Raw genomic sequence first — 17,822 nt, 5'->3', positions numbered from 1 at the left:
ACGCGAGGTGATGATGTGAGAAAATTATTGAGTGCGCTGCTGGTCGTTTGTCTGTTGGCGAATCTTACGGGTTGCGAGACCCTCAAGAAGAAATTCACCCGAAAGAAGAAGGCCGTAGTGAAGATACCCAAGATATACCAGACAAAGATGTATTACAAGAAGCCCGCTCCGGAGCTGTATAAAAAGCATTTCTCGTATTGGGACTCGTGGCATTCCGAGCTCATAAAGACCCTCGGGAAGAACCACAAAAAAGACGTGAAGTGCGTAGAAGAGTCTGTGAACAATCTTAAAGATATGCAGAACCTGCTCCTGCCGGAAAAGGCCGACAGGTTGGGGGGCCATATTGATAAGTTAGTAAAGGTCAAGGAGATCATATTTAAGGAGGACCTCACGCAGTTCAATAAGAACTATGTCTTGATGACGCTTGAGCGGGAAGACCGCGCCATAAAGAGGGAATTCAAATACACGAAAGTAAAAGACTATATCAGGAAAGAACCCGATGCCGAAGAGGAGTCCGAGAACGAGAAATAAATTATTTATACAAAATTTTGTAGTGGGGCCACTGGAGACAAATTGCTACCTTGTGGCGGATCCGGCCACTAAAGAGGCTTGCCTGATAGATCCGGGCGCCGACCCGGACATCCTGAAAAAGGCCTTAGATAAGAACGGGTTCCGGTTGAAATTTATAATAAATACGCACGGGCACGCCGACCATATAGCGGCCAACGATTCATTTGACGTCCCATTATATATACACAAGCTCGATAAGGATTTTCTCGCGGACCCTGTAAAGAACATGTCGCGCGCCTTTTTATTTAATATAGTTTCCAGGCCGGCGGCGAAGTTGCTGGAAGATGGCGATAAGCTAGGGCTCGGCGGACTGACGTTAGAGGTGATACATACGCCCGGACATACGCCGGGGTCGATATCGTTAAAACTCGAAGATGTGATATTTACCGGAGACGCGCTTTTTCAACAGAGCGTAGGACGCACTGATTTTCCATACGGCGATGGCCGCGCCCTGATCGACTCGATAAAGAAGAGGCTTCTTATCTATAGCGATGATACGGAGATATATCCCGGGCACGGCGGGCCGTCTACTATAGAGGCTGAGAAGGCAGGGAATCCATTCATTGCCGAGTGAGGAGATAGAATGCAAGTATTGATAGACGAGTTCCTGAATTACCTTTCTGTCGAACGCGGCCTGAGCAAAAACACAACAGCCGCTTACAAAGCGGACCTGGTCCATTTTGCGGCCCGGCTTGAGGCCAGGGGCATCAAAGATATCGATAGGGTCAAGAGGCAGGATATATCCGACTACCTTCTTTACATGAAAGATAAAGGCATATCCAGTAACTCCATATCCAGGGCGCTTGTGGCGATAAAGATGTTTTACAAATTCATGGTGCAGGAACGCCTTGCCAAAGACGATGTTGCCGGTATACTTGAGTCGCCTAAACTGATCAAGACGCTTCCGAACGTGCTGAATATCGCCGAGGTCGACAGGCTCATCTCCGCACCGGATATCAGGGATTGGATGGGTATAAGGGACAAGGCCGCGCTGGAACTTATGTACGCGGCCGGAATGCGTGTCTCGGAGATGGTAGAAGTCAGAAAAGAGGATCTCAACCTGGATGTTGGAATAATAAAATGCAGAGGCAAGGGCGATAAAGAGAGGCTTGTGCCTATAGGCAAGAAGGCGCAGGAAGCCATTGCGCGTTATCTAGAAAAGACGAGAGCCCGCCTCCTTAAGAAGCGTGAAGATAATCATCTCTTCCTGTCGAGGCTGGGTAGGAAGATCTCGAGGCAATCGTTCTGGAAGATGATAAAGAAGTACGCTAAGCAGGCGAGGATAAAGAAAGAGATAACGCCGCATACGCTGAGGCACAGCTTCGCGACGCATCTTCTGGAAAAAGGCGCCGATCTAAGGGTGGTGCAGGAGTTGCTGGGACACTCCGATATATCGACAACCCAATTATATACGCATATAGATAAAGAGAGGCTTAAGTCGATACACAGACAATTTCACCCGAGAGCATGAAGAGAATGAAATTTTTCGCCCCGCCACAGGGCAGCTTAACGGCAGGCGCCCTTTCGGCTAATTTTGCCGTCAATATTATATAGGTTAGTGTTAATTATGGATTTTAATCTTGCCGTTATGGAAACAAAGGCTTTAAGGAGTTTGGGTGTAGCGCGGTGTCGGCAAAATATAACGCCTCAAGGGCAACCTGCCGTTATCTGCCCCTGCAGTCCGAGCGAAGATATTTTTGTTAGGAGACTGGTTAAAAGCATCTCCGGGAACCGCCCGCAAGTTCCCTGCCCGCCTGAAAGAGTATCTTGCTGGCAGGCGGGAGCCGTAAATTTTGCTAAGATTATAGCTATTACCCAAAGCATATTGGAGCAGGGTATCCATAAGAACTGAATAAAACGGATTAATTTCTACAAAACTGATCATTCTTGAAAGCAAAATTAGGCGAAGCCCACGGCCGAGATGGCCATTGGGGATAGGTTGGAAAAATTTCATAATGAGCGAATATTTTCAGTGCTTAGGTTTGAGCAGAAGGAACTTGGAAAATTAGAGTGAAATTATGGATCTGATCACCACACATATGAACGCTGATTTCGACGCGCTGGGGTCGCTCGTCGCGGCGAAGAGGCTCTATCCTGACGCGCGGCTCCTCCTGCCCGGATCGCAGGAAAGATCCGTAAGGGAATTCCTCTCGCTGGCCAAAGAGCAGATAGTGGTGGAGTCAGAGAAAGAGTGCTCCCTCGATGATGTCGACAGGCTCGTCCTCGTCGATACGCGCCACAAGTCGAGGATAGGCATAGCGGCGAGCCTGCTGGATAAAGGCGTCGAGGTCCACGTTTTTGACCACCATCCCAGGATGAAAGGCGATATAGTCGCGGACAAAGACATATCCGAGGAGGTCGGCGCAACGGTCACTATGCTAGCCGATATGCTGAAGAGGAGAGGCGTCAGGCTGTCGCCTCTGGAAGCGACCATAATGCTCCTCGGAATATATGAAGAGACAGGATCCCTTACTTACAGGATAACGACCAAACTCGACGTCGATATGGTTAGCTTTCTGCTGTCCCAGGGCGCCAGCTTATCTGTGGTCTCCAGCTATCTCAACAGGGAGCTGTCCGAGGGCGAGCTTTCGATGTTGACAAAATTGATCAGTGGGACGAAAAGGATAGTGGCCAAAGGCGTAAATGTCTCGCTTATCGAGCTCGACAGCGAAAGTTACGCAGGCGAGCTCGGCATGATCATGCATAAGCTGATGGAGATAGAGAACATCCCTGTGCTGTTCGTATTGGTTAACAGCCCGAGAAGAAGAGTGGATATCATAGCGCGCAGTTCCCTGCAGGCAGTAGATGTAAATAAGATAATGGCCCATTTCGGCGGAGGGGGCCATCCGGGCGCCGCGAGCGCCAAGATACGCGATACCGACATAGGCGCAGTAAGGGACAAGCTTATGAAAGTATTGAAAGATAATATAAAAGTCAGGAGCTACGCTAAGGATGTGATGTCAAAAGAAGTAAAGGCCCTTTCCGTAAATGACAGCATAGATACTGCAAGGAAAGCGCTTTCAGATACAAAGCTCGGCGGGATGCCGGTCATGGACAACGGCAAGGTGGTCGGTATAATAACGCCGGACTGCCTGAATAAGGCGGATAAGGGCGGCCTCGGCCATTCCCGCGTAAAAGGTTACATGTCGAGGAATATAGTGAGCGTAAAACCGGGCACTCCCCTGCATGCCGTCAGGAAGATAGTATCGGAGCATGATATCGGGGTCATTCCCGTGATGAGCAATAAGCGCGTGGTGGGAGTTATAAACAGGACCGATATCCTGAGGAATATACACGACAGCCTTTTTCTTAAGCCGCACGCAGTGAAAAAACAGGTAGTCGTGAATATGTCTAAGAAGATGAGCGCGCTCCTTCCCGGGGAGATAATGACGCTCCTGGGGAAGATAGGCAGGAAAGCGAATTCGTTGGGCTACGGCGCTTTTTGCGTAGGCGGGCTCGTGAGGGACCTGATGCTGGGGGTCAAGAACCTGGACCTCGATATAGTAGTTGAAGGCGCGGCGATAGAATTGGGGCGCGTCCTCGCGCGCGACCTCAAGGCTTCGCTTGTGGCGCACAGGAGGTTCGGGACATGTTCCGTCATTACGAAGGGCAGGTTGAAGATAGATCTTGCCACTGCGAGGAAAGAGGTCTATGAACGGCCCGCGGCCCTTCCCACTGTGGAATTCAGCTCCCTGAAGAACGATCTTGTGCGCAGAGATTTCACGATAAACGCGATGGCAATAAGCCTGAATAAGGCGAGCTTCGGCCGGCTGGTCGACTTTTTTAGCGGCGAGGCAGACCTGGCGCGCGGACGCATAAGGGTTATGCACGACGGGAGTTTCATAGACGACCCGACCAGGATATTCAGGGCCGTCCGTTTTGAGCAGAGATTCGGTTTCATAATAGATTCCCATACCGAGGACCTCATAAAACACGCCATCAGCCTCGAGATGTTTGATAAGGTCGAACCTCAGAGGATACGGGACGAGGTCGTGCTGATCCTTAAAGAAGAAGAGCCTTTCAAGGCGTTGAGGAGAATGGCGGAGCTCGACGAATTGCGGTTCCTTCACCCGGGCATAAGATGGGACAGGCGCATCATTAATTTATACAGGTCGATAGAGAAGACCTGCCGCTGGTATGACAGGGCTATCTTCAAAAAGAGGAATATAGATAAATGGATAATTTATCTCATGGCCCTCATTGAGGAGATAAGCTATAAAGACGTTGCGGCAATGTGCGGCAGGTTTGTCTTCAGGAGAGGCGATACCATAAGGATACTTTCATATAAAGAATCGGCGGATAAGGTGAGTAAAGCCCTGATGCCGGCGAACGCGGTCCAGTCGAGCACGGTATATAACCTGCTGGAACCGCTTTCTTTTGAGGTGATATTGTTGATTATGGCGAGGTCCGGCTCAAAGAAGGCCAGGTCGCGGATCGAAGATTTTTTCCGGAAGTACAATGGGACCAAGATAAGGATCAAGGGCGACGATCTGAAATCGATGGGAATGAAGCCGTGCCCTGATTTCAAGCTGATCCTGGATAAGGTCCTGGACGCCAGGATAAACGGCCTGTTGAAAACTAAAAAAGATGAACTGGCATATGCGGGCAGGCTGGTAAAAAGAAGATGCGTGTAAGTTAAATGCAAATCCGGAGAATAACATGAGCACACAAAGGCCCGGAAGGGTGCAGGAAGCTATAAGACAGGAGATATCCAAGATCCTGCAGTCCGAGATAAGGGACCCAAGGATAGGTTTCCTGACGGTCACAAAAGTCGAATTGACCAAAGACCTTCGTTACGCCCGCGTATATTTCAGCGTTTTAGGTGAGTCAAAAGACAGGCATCTGGCGCTTAAAGGCCTTAACAACGCTAAAGGATATATTAAAGGATTGCTTTCGGAAAAGATAAAACTGCGATTCATGCCGCAAATAGAATTCAAGATAGATGAATCGCTTGGGCGCGCGCAGGAGATATACGATATATTGGATAAAATCAAAAGGGAGAAAACCAATGAAGAAGATAATAGAGGCGATAAAGAAGCATAACAAGTTCCTGATAACCGCTCACGTCAATCTCGAGGGCGATTCGATCGGCAGCCAGCTTGCCATGAAAGAGCTCCTGGCCGGCCTGGGCAAAAATGGGACAATAGTCGACAGCGATCCTGTGCCGGATCATTATAAATTCCTTCCCAAGGTCGGGGAGATATCGAATGATGTCGAGAACGCCCCTGATTTTGACGCGGCCATTGTCGTCGATTGCCCCACACTGAAAAGGACGGGCCGGGTCAAGGATATGATTTCCAAATACGGGGTAATTATAAATATAGACCACCACATCTCCAATGAGAAATTTGGAACGGTAAACTGGGTCGATGCGAACGCCAGTTCCGCCGGAGAGATGGTATACAAGCTTTTCAAGGACGCAAGGGTGAAGCTGACGAAAGAAACGGCGTTGTGCCTTTACATAGCGATATTGACCGATACGGGCTCATTTAATTACGACAACACCTCGAAGATCACGCATGAGATAGCGGGCGAGCTGCTCGGGTATGGGCTCGAGCCGGCGCAGGTTTCGGAGAATGTATACGAGCGCCGCTCCATCGCGGACATAAAACTTCTCGGCATGGCCCTGTCGACGCTCAAAGTGAACAAAACGGGGGACGTGGCGTATCTCGAGATAACGAATAAGATGCTGCGTGAGACCGGTGCCGATACGGCGAAATCCGAAGGGTTCGTGAACTACGCCAGGTCTATCGACAAGGTGAAAGTCGCGGTGATATTCAAGGAAGACGCGGGCGGCAGGATCAATGTGAGTTTCAGGTCGAAAGGCGAAATCGACGTCAACAAGATCGCCTCTTATTTCGGCGGCGGCGGCCATGTCAAAGCGTCGGGATGCATGATAGACGAGAACCTCGAAAGCGCCGAGGAGAAAGTATTGGCGAAGGTGGAAGAGGAACTAATGAAAGGTAAAAGTAAAAAGTAAAAAGGGAAAAGTATGGACGGTATACTGGTAATAGACAAACCTCAGGGGATGACGAGCCATGACGTCGTGGACCTCGTGCGGAAAAAATTCCGGGTTAAGAAGGCCGGCCACGCCGGGACGCTCGACCCGATGGCGACAGGCGTCCTCGTCCTGCTGATCGGGAAGTGCACGAAGTTATCGGGGCGTTTCATTTCCGACGACAAGGATTACGAGGGCTCGCTCGTCCTGGGCGCGACGTCGGATACACTCGACGCGTGGGGTAAAATAACTCCTGGCGGGAGAACGGCGGACATAGAAGAAGAGGACGTCAAGAAGGCCTTTGCCGGTTTTATGGGAGAGATCGAGCAGCTGCCGCCGATGTATTCGGCTGTGAAACTGCAGGGCAAGAAACTTTATGAACTTGCGCGAAAAGGAATAGAAGTGAAGCGTGAGCCGAGAAAGGTCCATATCAAGCGGTTCGATATAACCAGGATAGAACTTCCCAAGGTCAATTTTAGCGTCACGTGTTCCAAGGGGACGTATGTCCGGCAATTATGCGCGGATATCGGAGCATCTCTTGGCAGCGGCGCGTATCTTTCCGAGCTGAAGAGGATGAGGTCGGGCGTTTTTACGATAGATAAGGCCGTCAAGATGGACGAGCTGTTGGGTTCCGGGATGGGTGATCTGGAGAAGAGGCTCGTTAATTGCGCGGGTTGAATTTATGAAAGTAATATACGGTTTACATCATATCGAGAAGCCCGTATGCGGGTCGGTCGCGACCATAGGCGTATTCGACGGGGTCCATATCGGGCATAAGAAGATCATAGATATGGCCGTTTCCCGCGCCAGGGCTTCGGGGTTAAAGAGTATCGTCCTGACGTTCGACCCTCATCCTGCAAAGGTCCTGTATCCCCGGCCCAACGTGCCCAGCCTTATTTCGCTGGATCACAGGATGAGGCTCATAGCCGAACGCGGGGTGGACATATCGGTGGTGTTGAAATTCACGAGACATTTTTCCGGTCTCTCGCCGGAGAAATTCCTTAAAGATGTCCTGGCCGGCAGGCTAGGCGTAAAATATATATACGCCGGAGAGAATTTTTATTTCGGCAAGGGCGCGAAGGCAGGGACCGGCAAGCTTAAGAATATGGCCCTGTCTCTAGGCGTAAAAGTAATAGAGGTAAGGCCGGTCATGGTAATGGGGCGGATAGCCAGCTCGAGCCTTGCCAGGGATCTAATATTAAAAGGAGACCTTGCCGGCGCTTCCAGGATATTGGGCCGACCTGTTTCAGTGCTCGGCACGGTAGTCAGCGGTTCCCGGATCGCAAGGGCGCTGGGCTATCCTACAGCCAATGTGAACCCTCACCATGAAGCCGTGCCGCCGGCAGGCGTATATGCCGTTACCGTCCGCCTGGGCCGCAAGACATACAGGGGTGTGCTGAACATAGGCGTACGGCCGACTTTTTACGGCTCCAGGGACGAGGAGACCGCGATAGAAGCGCATATATTCGGCTTCACCGGCAATATCTACGGAAGGGATCTCGAAATATCGTTTGTAAAGAAGATAAGGGATGAGTTAAAGTTCAGCGACCGCGGCGAACTGATGAGACGCATAAGACAGGATGTGACGGCCGCCAAGAAATTATTATATAAATAACTTTACAAAATTTTAGGAATATGTTAATATAACGCAAAAGCGAGGTATTGCAAAATGGCATTGGTTAAAGAGAAGAAGAAAGAGATAATAAAGACCTTTAAGGGACACGAAAAGGACACGGGTTCGCCGAGCGTCCAGATCGCGCTGCTTACCGAGAGGATCAACTCCCTCTCAGGGCATTTTAAGAACCACAAGCGTGACCATCACTCGAGGCAGGGTCTGCTTCGCATGGTAAGCGTGAGAAGAAGGCTCCTCGAGTACCTCAAGCGTTCAGACGCGAAAGGGTACCAGGATATTATCAAGAAGTTGGACCTGAGGAAATAATAACCTTAGACTATCGGAAGAGTAGAGTCATTTACATGTTTGCAGATGATCACAGATCCGTGGTCATCTTTATCTTTTAATCTGCGGTCATCTGCGCTCAAAGAAAAGGAAAAAAATGGTACAAAAATTCGAAACTAAATTAGGGCAGTCTGAATTGGTGATAGAGACCGGCAGGATGGCCAAGCAGGCCGATGGGGCATGCACGGTCCAGCTCGGTGGGACTGTTGTGGGTAACCGCCGTATGCTCAAAGAAACCGAGGGAGGATATCGACTTCTTCCCTCTTACCTGCGAATACCAGGAGAAGACATACGCCGCCGGGAAGATCCCTGGAGGATTTTTCAAGCGTGAGGGGAGGCCGTCTGAAAAAGAGATACTTACAGCAAGGTTGATGGATAGGCCGATCAGGCCGCTATTCCCTGAAGGTTTTATCAATGAAGTGCAGCTGGTCGCCATAGTGGTGTCGAGCGACGGGGAGAACGATTCCGATGTCCTGGCCATGGTAGGAGCTTCGACGGCGCTTTCGATATCCGATATCCCGTTCAGCGGACCCATTGCGGCTGTCAGAGTGGGCAGGATTGACGGGAAGTTCGTGATCAATCCGACATTCCAGGAATTGAACTCAAGCGACCTGGACCTTGTAGTGACAGGGTCGAGGGACGCGATAATTATGGTAGAGTCGGGTTCGAACGAGATAAGCGAAGATGACCTCGCCGCCGCGATCAAGTTCGGGCATGAGAGCCTGCAGCCCATACTGGATCTTCAGGAGAAGATGATAAAAGCGTGCGGAAAGAAAAAGAGGGAAGTAACGTTCTATAAGATAGACGAAAAGCTTATCGCCGAGGTTAAGAAATTCTCCGCCGCTAAACTTAACGACATAAATATACTCGGCACCAAGGAGCAGAGGGAAGAAGCGATGGACAACCTCTCCAGGGAGCTGATGGAGAAGCTGGCCACGGAAGATTCCGGATACAGCGAGAAGGACGTCAAGAATGCCTTAAGCGTTGTAGAAGAAGAGGCGGTGCGTAAGTTCATTATAGAGAAGAAGAAGCGCGTAGACGGCAGGCGTTTCGATGAGATCAGGCAGATTACGTGTGAGGTCGGAGTGCTGCCGAGGACGCATGGATCGGGACTATTCACGCGCGGACAGACCCAGAGCCTGTCGGTCACGACGCTCGGGACGAGCGCCGACGAGCAGATGATAGACGCCCTCGAGGGCGAGACGCAGAAGAGCTTCATGCTGCATTATAATTTTCCTCCGTTCTCCGTCGGAGAAACCAGGCCGATGAGAGGTCCCGGCAGGAGAGAGATAGGCCACGGCGCGTTAGCGGAAAGAGCGCTGAAGGCTGTAATGCCCAACAAAGAGAATTTCCCGTATACGGTCAGGGTAGTGTCCGAGATATTGGAGTCGAACGGGTCTTCGAGCATGGCTACGGTATGCGCGAGTTCGCTTTCGTTGATGGACGCGGGCGTGCCGATAACGAAGCCTGTAAGCGGGATCGCGATAGGGCTTATTATGGATGGGAAAGAGCCGATCATTCTTACGGATATAGGAGGGGTCGAGGACCATTACGGCGACATGGACTTTAAGGTCGCGGGGACTAAAGACGGTATCACGGCCCTTCAGATGGACCTGAAGGTCCAGGGTATAGACATGTCGGTCATAAAGAAGGCCCTCGAGATCGGTAAGAGGTCCAGGCTCTTCATATTGGACAAGATGGCAGAGGCGATATCGGGGCCCAAAGGCGTTATATCGCAATTCGCTCCTCATATAGTCAGTTTCAAGATAAGTCAATCGAAGATCGGGGAGGTCATAGGGCCGGGCGGAAAGAATATAAAGAAGATAATACAGGATACCGGTGTTACCATAGATATAGACGATGACGGCGTCGTGCAGATAGCTTCGCAGGATGGCGCGGCGATAGAAAAGGCCGTCAATATCGTCAAGGGGATGGTCGAAGAGCCGGAGGTCGGAAAGATATACAGCGGGAAGGTAAAGCGTATAATGAACTTTGGAGCTTTTTGCGAGATTATGCCCGGCAAGGAAGGTTTGATACATGTCTCTGAACTGGCGAATAAGTTCGTGAAGAACGTCGAAGACGTAGTGAAGGTCGGTGATGAGGTCACGGTCAAGGTAATAGAGATAGACGAACAGGGGAGGGTGAACCTGTCTAAAAAACAGGCTGACCCCGACTATAAGCCGGAGTCCGATGAAAACGCCTCCCGGCGCAAAAAGAGTTGAAAAAAGTAAATGTCCTTATAAAAAAGAAGAATGGCTGCGAGGACCTGCCGTTGCCGGCTTACGCCACTGCGGGTTCGAGTGGGTTGGATCTTGCGGCCGACGTCGAAGCTGAAGCTGTCATATTGCCAGGCGAGATAAGACTTATCTCGGCTGGCATTTATGTAAGCATCCCGGAAGGTTACGAGGCCGAGATAAGGCCGCGAAGCGGGCTGGCCCTGAAACACGGCATAAGCCTGGTCAATACGCCCGGGACGATAGATTCCGACTACAGAGGCCTATTGAGCCTCATAATGATAAACCACGGGAAAGAGCCTTTTAAAATAAGCCGGGGGATGCGGATCGCCCAGATGGTCATAAAAGAGGTCATCAGAGCCGACGTAAAGCAAACGGAAGAACTGGATGATACCGCTAGATCGCACGGCGGATTCGGGCATAGCGGGACTTAAATAATATGTTACGTAAGGGTAGAGAATGTTATGTAAGGTTACGTAAGGGTGCCGACGTAACGTTCCCTAACCTTACTTAACCTTCAATAACCTTACGTAACTTACAGCATGACTATTACACAGGCAATCATACTCGGCATTGTCCAGGGTATAACGGAATTTTTTCCTATATCGAGCTCGGGACATCTTGTGGCGCTGCAGGGCATATTCGGTCTGAAGGAATCCAAGATAGCTTTTGACATATTTCTTCATTTCGGCACGCTTGTCGCTGTACTGGCGTTCTTCCGAAAAGAGATATTGGCCCTTTTCGGGAAAGAGAGGAAGCTTCTGCTGTTCCTGGTTATCGCCTCGATACCGACTTTCATCATCGCGATCGTTTTTAAGGATATGGCGGAGAGGCTGTTTGCGGCGCCGAAAGTCGTTGGATACATGCTTCTTGTGACCGGGGCGTGGTTGATAGCGTCGGTGTTGTTTTCTAAGAAGATCGAGACGAGGAAAGAGTTGACCGCAGCCGATTCTATACTGATAGGAATTGCCCAGGGGATAGCGATAATTCCTGGAATATCAAGAAGCGGCGCTACTATAGCTACGGGGTTCCTGGCGGGCCTGGATAAAGAGTTATGCGTAAGATTCTCATTCCTTCTCTCTATACCCGCGGTATTAGGGGCGATAGTATTTAAGGCCAGGAAGATAGCGGGCGCTCTTACCGGCCAGGATCCGCTGACGTTTATTGCCGGAGGGCTTGCGGCGATGTGCGTAGGCCTCATCGCCATAAAACTTCTGTTGAAGATGGCCAGGAGCGACAAATTTTATATGTTCGGCGTATATTGCATCATTGTCGGGCTCATTGTGATTGTGCGGTTTTAGGAGATAAGAAATGGACAAGACAAGATGGAATGAGATACAAGCTATCGTATTATTCGCCGCGGCGATCCTCGTTTTTATAAGTCTCATCACTTTCAGCTTTTCAGATCTACAGCTTTTCACTTCAAAGCCGAATGTGCCGGTCAGGAATTTTGCAGGGCTCTTCGGCGTCTACCTGGGCGCTGCCCTTATCTTCATGATGGGCCTTAGCTCATATGTTATACCGCTTCTCATACTTTCATGGGCTGTAGCGCGTTTGTCCGGCATTACGCCTCAAAAGATATATTTCAAGATATTCGGCACGTTCTTCCTCATACTTGCCTCAAGCTCCATATTTTCCTTGATAGGTAAGGGAGACAACTCTTTCCGTTTCAGCCTCGGCGGCGTTGCCGGCCTGGTCTTTTCTGATTTCCTGGTAAAATATCTGGGCAGGGGCGGAGCGCTCCTTATTATAGCGGTATTATTCCTGTTATCCGTGCTTCTCGCCACAGAATTCCTGCTGCTGCCTTTTCTTACCGGGCTATTTGGGAGGCTAAAGGCTTTTGGAGAGAACGCGGATGAACGCGCTGCGGAGCGGCGCGATAAGCCTTTATTTACGGTAAGGAAGCCGGTTATAAAGATCGCTAACGGTGAAAAACAATCCGCGGCGCAAGCTGCAAGGCCGCCGATCGCCCGGAAACCCGAGAGGGAAGTCCCTATCAGGATAAACCTTCCGCCTGAGCGCAAAGACGTTGTTGTTAAAAAACCCGCGCCGCGGGTTGCGGTAGCCGTCAAGGCGCCGTCCCAGGAGACCGTTAAAACGGCAGTCCCGTCCATGGCAGCCGCCTCCGCGCCCGTCGCAAAATATATACTTCCCGGACTGGATCTCCTGGATTCTCCGCCGCCTATGGAATCAAGGAAGATAAAAGATGATTTTGAAGGCAATGCCCGTATCCTGGAGGAGACATTGAGGGATTTCGACATCGAAGGCAAGGTCGTGGAGATAAACAAAGGGCCCGTTATAACGAGATACGAACTTGAGCTTGCGCCCGGCGTCAAACTCCACAGGATCACTTCGCTTGGCGATAACATAGCTCTCGCGATGAAAGCCCAGAGTGTAAGGATAGTGGCCCCAATACCGGGAAAGGGCACCGTAGGTTTTGAGGTCCCGAATTCGAAGAGCGCGCTCGTGTATTTAAGGGAGGTCATAGATTCACCCGAATATAAGGACTCGAGATCCAAGTTGAAACTCGGTATAGGGAAAGATATAGCGGGCATGCCGGTTGTGGCGGACCTTGCGACTATGCCGCACCTGCTGATCGCGGGCGCGACCGGTTCGGGTAAGACGGTTTGCGTCAATACTATCATAACGAGCCTGCTGTATAATTCCACGCCTGAAGACGTCAAATTCATAATGATCGATCCGAAAAGAGTAGAGCTGGCCGTTTTTAACGGTCTCCCGCACCTACTGTCGCCGGTTGTGACCGATACCAAAAAGGTGGAGAGCACCCTTGCGTGGGTCGTGAGCGAGATGGATTCGAGATACGAGCTCTTCGCGAAATTCGGTGTAAGGAATATAGACCTTTATAATGCTAAATTCGGCCCCGCCGGGAGTGAGGCGAGGGGCGGGGCAGGCAATGGCGCCGGAGCGAGGCTGCCGTATATAGTTATAATAATCGACGAGTTGGCTGACCTGATGATGGTCGCGCAGGCCGATGTCGAAGGGGCGATTACGCGCCTGGCCCAGCTTTCAAGAGCGGTTGGGATACATATCATAATAGCTACCCAGAGGCCGTCGGTCGACGTCATTACCGGCGTCATTAAAGCGAATTTCCCGGCCAGGATATCGTTCAAGGTCGCGTCAAAAGTCGATTCAAGGACCGTCCTGGATATGAACGGAGCCGACAAGTTGCTGGGCAGAGGAGACATGCTATTCGTGGAACCCGGCGCAGCAAAACCAGTCAGGGCGCAGTGCAGCCTTATCTCCGATAAGGAGATCGAAAGCATAACTAACTTCATAAAGAGCCAGCGGCAGCCGGAATACGTCGAAGGCATACTGGAAGTCCAGAAGAAGACGAGTTTCAAGAAATTTGAGAAGGACGAGGTATACGGAGAGGCAGTGAAGATGATACTGGAGACGGGACAGGCGTCTGTATCTGTCCTGCAGAGAAGACTGGGTTTGGGGTATACAAGGGCCGCGAGGCTCATAGACATGATGGAGGATGAAGGGATAGTAGGCCCTTATCAGGGATCCAAGCCCAGGGACCTGCTTATGACATTAGAGGAGTATCAGGCAAAAAGTGGCAACCAATAATACTGAATCGACCGCGATCTCCATGGCCGGCTTAGGCGAGAAGCTGAAAGAGGCCAGGGAAAAGAAGGGCCTTACGATAGAGGAGACCCAGAAGCATACCCACATACATTCGAGCGTCATCAGGGCTCTCGAAGAGGGAAGATGCGATGAAATGCTGACGCCGACGTATGTGAAGAGCTTCCTGAAAAAGTATTCTCAGTATTTGGGTCTGGACCAGAAAGAGACGCAGAAGGCTTATGCGGCGGTTCACCCTGAATTACAGAACCAGGTTATCAACATGCCGTCGCCGCTTGAAGACAGGTCCTTCAGTATCGGCGGGCTCATGCGTTTCGCAAGATCCGTCATAATATTTATAGTAGTGGTATTCATATTTGCTTTTGTCTGGAACAAAGCTGTGCATTTCCTCAAAGAAGTCAGGCTAAGCCACGCCTCCAGGCCGGTAAAGGCGGCAAAGACTGTTCCCAGGCAGACTGCTGCGCGCAAGTCTAATGTGGCGCCGGCTAGAACGTCAAGCAGGAAAGAGGCCCCTAAAGAAGAAGTCAATAGATCCGACTCGCCCAGGATAACAGTTTCTAAAAATACGCCGTTAAAATTGTCACTGACCGTAAAACAGGCTGTCCTCATAGGGTTGAAGGCCGACGACAGGCTGATCTTTAAACGCGTCATGCCAAAAGGCTCGGTGGAGACATTTACCGCCAAAAACAGTTTTAACATCTATGTCGCTAAGGCCGAATCGATAGAACTCAGCCTTAACGGCCAATCTTTTTCTCCCGGGAAAGGCGTCGTCGAAAATATCGAGATCACGAGAAAAGGGATAAGGGTAAAATAGGTTACGTAATGTTACCAAGAGAAAAGTAACCTTACGTAACCTTAATTAACATTACGTAACGTCCATATGATCAAAGTCGGAATAATCAGCCTCGGCTGCGCCAGAAATCTGCTCGACTCTGAAGTGATAGCAGGTTCTTTGAAAAAACAGGGTCTGAAGATTGCCGGTGTCGGGAGCGGAGTAGATATCTGCGTTATAAATACCTGCTCCTTTACCGGCCAGGCAAGGGAAGAGTCGGTCGACGCGATCCTGGAAATATCCCAACTGAAAAAAGAAGGCAGGATAAAGCGCATCGTCGTGTGCGGATGCCTGCCGCAGTTGTATAAAGAGAAGCTAATCGACGAACTTCCCGAAGTCGACCTCTTCCTCGGCTCAAGCGATTTCCCTGAACTGCCGCGGCTTATCAAAAACCTTAAGGGCGGAAAGCCGAGGTCCCACGTATCGCGCGCGCCAAATTATCTTTACAGCGAAAATACTCCGAGATATATGATGACGCCGAGCCATTACGCTTATGTCAAGGTCTCGGAGGGCTGCTGCAACCACTGCAGTTATTGTATAATCCCGCGGTTACGCGGCACATTCAGGTCGAGACCGATAAATTCCGTTATAAACGAAATAAAGAAGTTATCTGTTTCGGGGACGTTGAAAGAGGTGAACCTGATCGGCCAGGACACGACCCTGTTCGGCTATGACAGGTACGGCAAGAAGCGCCTGCCCGCCGGCAGTAAAACATTTGCGTGGCAGGCGGGCCTGGAAGAGTTGTTGCGGAGGGTATGCGCTCTTAAGAACAGCGTTGAGTGGATCCGCATTTTGTACACCCATCCCGCGCACTACACGAACGGGCTGATATCCGCCATAAGTGAAGAAGAAAAGATCTGTAAATATCTTGACCTGCCGATACAGCATATTTCGGACAAGGTCCTAAAAAGCATGAACAGGCGGACTACCGGGGCGGACATATCGCGCCTGATAGAAAAATTGAGGAAGGACATTCGCGGTCTGGTCCTCAGGACTTCGATAATAGTCGGGTTTCCCGGCGAGACAGACAGGGATTTTGAAGAACTGACGGCTTTTATGAAAGAGACGGCTTTTGAGCGGTGCGGCGCGTTTATCTATTCAAGGGAGGAAGGGACCGCGGCCGCGAAGATGAAAGGGCAGGTCCCGGAGAGCGTGAAGAGAGAGCGGTTCGACTGCCTCATGAAGCTGCAGCAGCGCATCTCGCTTTCCAAAAATAAACGGTTGATCGGCAGGACGGTCAAAGTGCTGATTGATGATAAGACGGAGGGTGAGAAGGATATATTTGAAGGCCGCACGCAGGGCGATGCCCCGGAGGTGGACGGCGTGGCGCACGTTTCCGGCAAGAACGTAAAAGTGGGCGGTTTTTGCGATGTCAGGATAACCGAAGCGCTGGAGTACGACCTGGTCGGGAAAAAAGTATGAACCCCGCCCTTCCTGAGGGCCGGGAACTCAAGAAAGGAAGGGCGGGGTGAACCTTCCGAATAAACTTACAATACTGCGGATAATCCTCGCTTTCGCGTTTATATTTTTAATATTGTCGGCAGGCCTTGCGGCGAAAGTGGCGGCTTTCCTCGTATTCCTTTTAGCGTCCATCACGGACGCCCTTGACGGATTCCTCGCTAAACGCAACAACCAGATTACGGACTTCGGAAAACTGATGGATCCCGTCGCGGACAAGATTCTTGTCCTGTCGGCCTTCCTCGTATTTGTCGAAATGGGGATTATCCCGGCATGGATGGTCATCGTCATCGTCTTCAGGGAGGTTGCGATAACCGGGATACGGATGCTTGCGCTTACTAAAGGAAGAGTGATCCCCGCCGATGGAAGCGGACGGCATAAGACGGTCTGGCAGATGTTCTCGATATATGTGATACTTATATTCCTTATATTGAGAGAAGGCGGCAGAGCAGCATTCGGGTTCTGGGGCGGGCGTCCGGAGCTTATATATTCAAACGTTATCTATGTTATCATGCTGATAACGGTTGCGTTTACATTGGCGAGCGGGGTATCCTTTCTAATGAAAAACAGGGAGGTAATAACCAATGCGAAAAAGGGTTAAACTGATAACGAGCTTTTTCTATCTGGGCCACTCTCCTTATATGCCGGGCACGATGGGCAGCCTGGGAGGGCTGGTGGTATATTTTCTTGTCAGGAAGAACGAGATACTTTACGCCTTCTGCATATTTTTCCTCTTCATCCTGGGCATGATATTCGCGGGGGAGGCGGAGAATATATACGGGCGCAAGGATTCAAGGATGATAGTGATAGACGAGGCCTGCGGCATGCTTTTGAGCCTCTTCTTTGTGCCTTACAGCCTGCTGGCTGTGGTCCTGGGATTCTTCCTTTTCAGGATATTCGATATATTGAAGATACCACCCGCGAAACAGATGGAGAGAATGACCGGATCGATGGGCGTCATGTTCGATGACATAGTTGCCGCAATATATACAAACCTTCTACTGCAATTAATATTCCGCTACATTTACGTTAAGGTATAAAAAAGCCAGAATCAATCTGTTGACACATTTCTTTTATATGATAATATATATACAAGTACTTTGTTTGACAGATTGTTTCTAGGATCCCTGATTTTTAATAAAACTCGGGGAAGATCGTGGGTCTTAG

Annotated in this window: 17 protein-coding genes; all 17 read left to right on the top strand. The window is 50.3% G+C overall.

Annotation, left to right across the window (positions count from 1 at the left end; genetic code table 11):
- Positions 1–15 precede the first annotated feature (15 nt).
- The 17 genes from WC592_04245 to WC592_04165 all read left to right on the top strand — a co-directional run bounded on the left by WC592_04245 (position 16) and on the right by WC592_04165 (position 17,695).
- Positions 16–531: a hypothetical protein gene (locus WC592_04245; protein ID MFA4981662.1), complete on the top strand. Its 516-nt coding sequence runs from the start codon at positions 16–18 to the stop codon at positions 529–531.
- A complete protein-coding gene (locus tag WC592_04240; GenBank protein MFA4981661.1) occupies positions 500–1,144 on the top strand; it encodes an MBL fold metallo-hydrolase in 645 nt (214 codons plus the stop codon). Before WC592_04245 ends, WC592_04240 begins: the two co-directional genes overlap by 32 nt.
- A gap of 9 nt (positions 1,145–1,153) precedes the next feature.
- Positions 1,154–2,041 carry a site-specific tyrosine recombinase XerD gene (xerD, locus tag WC592_04235; protein MFA4981660.1) on the top strand — a complete coding sequence of 296 codons (888 nt, stop codon included), beginning with the start codon at positions 1,154–1,156 and terminating at the stop codon, positions 2,039–2,041.
- A 547-nt stretch (positions 2,042–2,588) separates the two neighbouring features.
- The gene (locus WC592_04230) at positions 2,589–5,204 is read left to right on the top strand and encodes a CBS domain-containing protein (protein ID MFA4981659.1); all 2,616 of its coding nucleotides are present in this window, start codon (positions 2,589–2,591) and stop codon (positions 5,202–5,204) included.
- A gap of 25 nt (positions 5,205–5,229) precedes the next feature.
- The gene (gene rbfA / locus WC592_04225; protein MFA4981658.1) at positions 5,230–5,613 is read left to right on the top strand and encodes a 30S ribosome-binding factor RbfA; all 384 of its coding nucleotides are present in this window, start codon (positions 5,230–5,232) and stop codon (positions 5,611–5,613) included.
- Positions 5,579–6,550: a bifunctional oligoribonuclease/PAP phosphatase NrnA gene (locus WC592_04220; protein MFA4981657.1), complete on the top strand. Its 972-nt coding sequence runs from the start codon at positions 5,579–5,581 to the stop codon at positions 6,548–6,550. Before rbfA ends, WC592_04220 begins: the two co-directional genes overlap by 35 nt.
- Positions 6,551–6,562: 12 nt before the next feature.
- Positions 6,563–7,246: a tRNA pseudouridine(55) synthase TruB gene (truB, locus tag WC592_04215; GenBank protein ID MFA4981656.1), complete on the top strand. Its 684-nt coding sequence runs from the start codon at positions 6,563–6,565 to the stop codon at positions 7,244–7,246.
- 4 nt (positions 7,247–7,250) lie between these two features.
- Complete coding sequence (locus WC592_04210) at positions 7,251–8,183, top strand: bifunctional riboflavin kinase/FAD synthetase (protein ID MFA4981655.1); 933 nt, start codon at positions 7,251–7,253, stop codon at positions 8,181–8,183.
- Positions 8,184–8,237: 54 nt separating this feature from the next.
- Positions 8,238–8,507 (top strand): 30S ribosomal protein S15, encoded by a 270-nt coding sequence (gene rpsO / locus WC592_04205; protein ID MFA4981654.1) that lies wholly within the window; start codon positions 8,238–8,240, stop codon positions 8,505–8,507.
- Positions 8,508–8,698: 191 nt separating this feature from the next.
- Entirely contained in the window at positions 8,699–10,747 is a 2,049-nt protein-coding gene (gene pnp / locus WC592_04200; GenBank protein MFA4981653.1) for a polyribonucleotide nucleotidyltransferase, read from the top strand.
- Entirely contained in the window at positions 10,744–11,193 is a 450-nt protein-coding gene (dut, locus tag WC592_04195; GenBank protein ID MFA4981652.1) for a dUTP diphosphatase, read from the top strand. The genes pnp and dut overlap by 4 nt, the downstream gene beginning before the upstream one ends.
- Positions 11,194–11,301: 108 nt before the next feature.
- Entirely contained in the window at positions 11,302–12,060 is a 759-nt protein-coding gene (locus WC592_04190; GenBank protein ID MFA4981651.1) for an undecaprenyl-diphosphate phosphatase, read from the top strand.
- 10 nt (positions 12,061–12,070) lie between these two features.
- The gene (locus WC592_04185) at positions 12,071–14,350 is read left to right on the top strand and encodes a DNA translocase FtsK (protein MFA4981650.1); all 2,280 of its coding nucleotides are present in this window, start codon (positions 12,071–12,073) and stop codon (positions 14,348–14,350) included.
- The gene (locus tag WC592_04180) at positions 14,337–15,179 is read left to right on the top strand and encodes a helix-turn-helix transcriptional regulator (GenBank protein ID MFA4981649.1); all 843 of its coding nucleotides are present in this window, start codon (positions 14,337–14,339) and stop codon (positions 15,177–15,179) included. Before WC592_04185 ends, WC592_04180 begins: the two co-directional genes overlap by 14 nt.
- 66 nt (positions 15,180–15,245) lie before the next feature.
- Positions 15,246–16,619, top strand: coding sequence for a 30S ribosomal protein S12 methylthiotransferase RimO (gene rimO, locus WC592_04175; protein MFA4981648.1), 1,374 nt, complete (start codon positions 15,246–15,248; stop codon positions 16,617–16,619).
- Positions 16,620–16,665: 46 nt separating this feature from the next.
- Positions 16,666–17,256: a CDP-diacylglycerol--glycerol-3-phosphate 3-phosphatidyltransferase gene (pgsA, locus tag WC592_04170; protein ID MFA4981647.1), complete on the top strand. Its 591-nt coding sequence runs from the start codon at positions 16,666–16,668 to the stop codon at positions 17,254–17,256.
- Positions 17,240–17,695: a phosphatidylglycerophosphatase A gene (locus WC592_04165; protein MFA4981646.1), complete on the top strand. Its 456-nt coding sequence runs from the start codon at positions 17,240–17,242 to the stop codon at positions 17,693–17,695. The genes pgsA and WC592_04165 overlap by 17 nt, the downstream gene beginning before the upstream one ends.
- The last annotated feature ends 127 nt before the right edge of the window (positions 17,696–17,822 follow it).

This window comes from Candidatus Omnitrophota bacterium, from assembly GCA_041648975.1.
Lineage (GTDB): Bacteria > Omnitrophota > Gorgyraeia > 2-01-FULL-45-10 > 2-01-FULL-45-10 > JAQUSE01.
The sequence above is the reverse complement of the archived record's forward strand: the minus strand, read 5'-3'. Positions and strand labels throughout refer to the sequence as shown.

Excerpts from the sequence above, each read along its gene's own strand:
- WC592_04240 (MFA4981661.1), top strand. The coding sequence starts at position 500 with ATGCCGAAGAGGAGTCCGAGAACGAGAAATAAATTATTTATACAAAAT.
- xerD (MFA4981660.1), top strand. The coding sequence starts at position 1,154 with ATGCAAGTATTGATAGACGAGTTCCTGAATTACCTTTCTGTCGAACGC.
- WC592_04230 (MFA4981659.1), top strand. The coding sequence starts at position 2,589 with ATGGATCTGATCACCACACATATGAACGCTGATTTCGACGCGCTGGGG.
- rbfA (MFA4981658.1), top strand. The coding sequence starts at position 5,230 with ATGAGCACACAAAGGCCCGGAAGGGTGCAGGAAGCTATAAGACAGGAG.
- WC592_04220 (MFA4981657.1), top strand. The coding sequence starts at position 5,579 with ATGAAGAAGATAATAGAGGCGATAAAGAAGCATAACAAGTTCCTGATA.
- truB (MFA4981656.1), top strand. The coding sequence starts at position 6,563 with ATGGACGGTATACTGGTAATAGACAAACCTCAGGGGATGACGAGCCAT.
- WC592_04210 (MFA4981655.1), top strand. The coding sequence starts at position 7,251 with ATGAAAGTAATATACGGTTTACATCATATCGAGAAGCCCGTATGCGGG.
- rpsO (MFA4981654.1), top strand. The coding sequence starts at position 8,238 with ATGGCATTGGTTAAAGAGAAGAAGAAAGAGATAATAAAGACCTTTAAG.
- pnp (MFA4981653.1), top strand. The coding sequence starts at position 8,699 with ATGGGGCATGCACGGTCCAGCTCGGTGGGACTGTTGTGGGTAACCGCC.
- WC592_04190 (MFA4981651.1), top strand. The coding sequence starts at position 11,302 with ATGACTATTACACAGGCAATCATACTCGGCATTGTCCAGGGTATAACG.
- WC592_04185 (MFA4981650.1), top strand. The coding sequence starts at position 12,071 with ATGGACAAGACAAGATGGAATGAGATACAAGCTATCGTATTATTCGCC.
- rimO (MFA4981648.1), top strand. The coding sequence starts at position 15,246 with ATGATCAAAGTCGGAATAATCAGCCTCGGCTGCGCCAGAAATCTGCTC.
- WC592_04165 (MFA4981646.1), top strand. The coding sequence starts at position 17,240 with ATGCGAAAAAGGGTTAAACTGATAACGAGCTTTTTCTATCTGGGCCAC.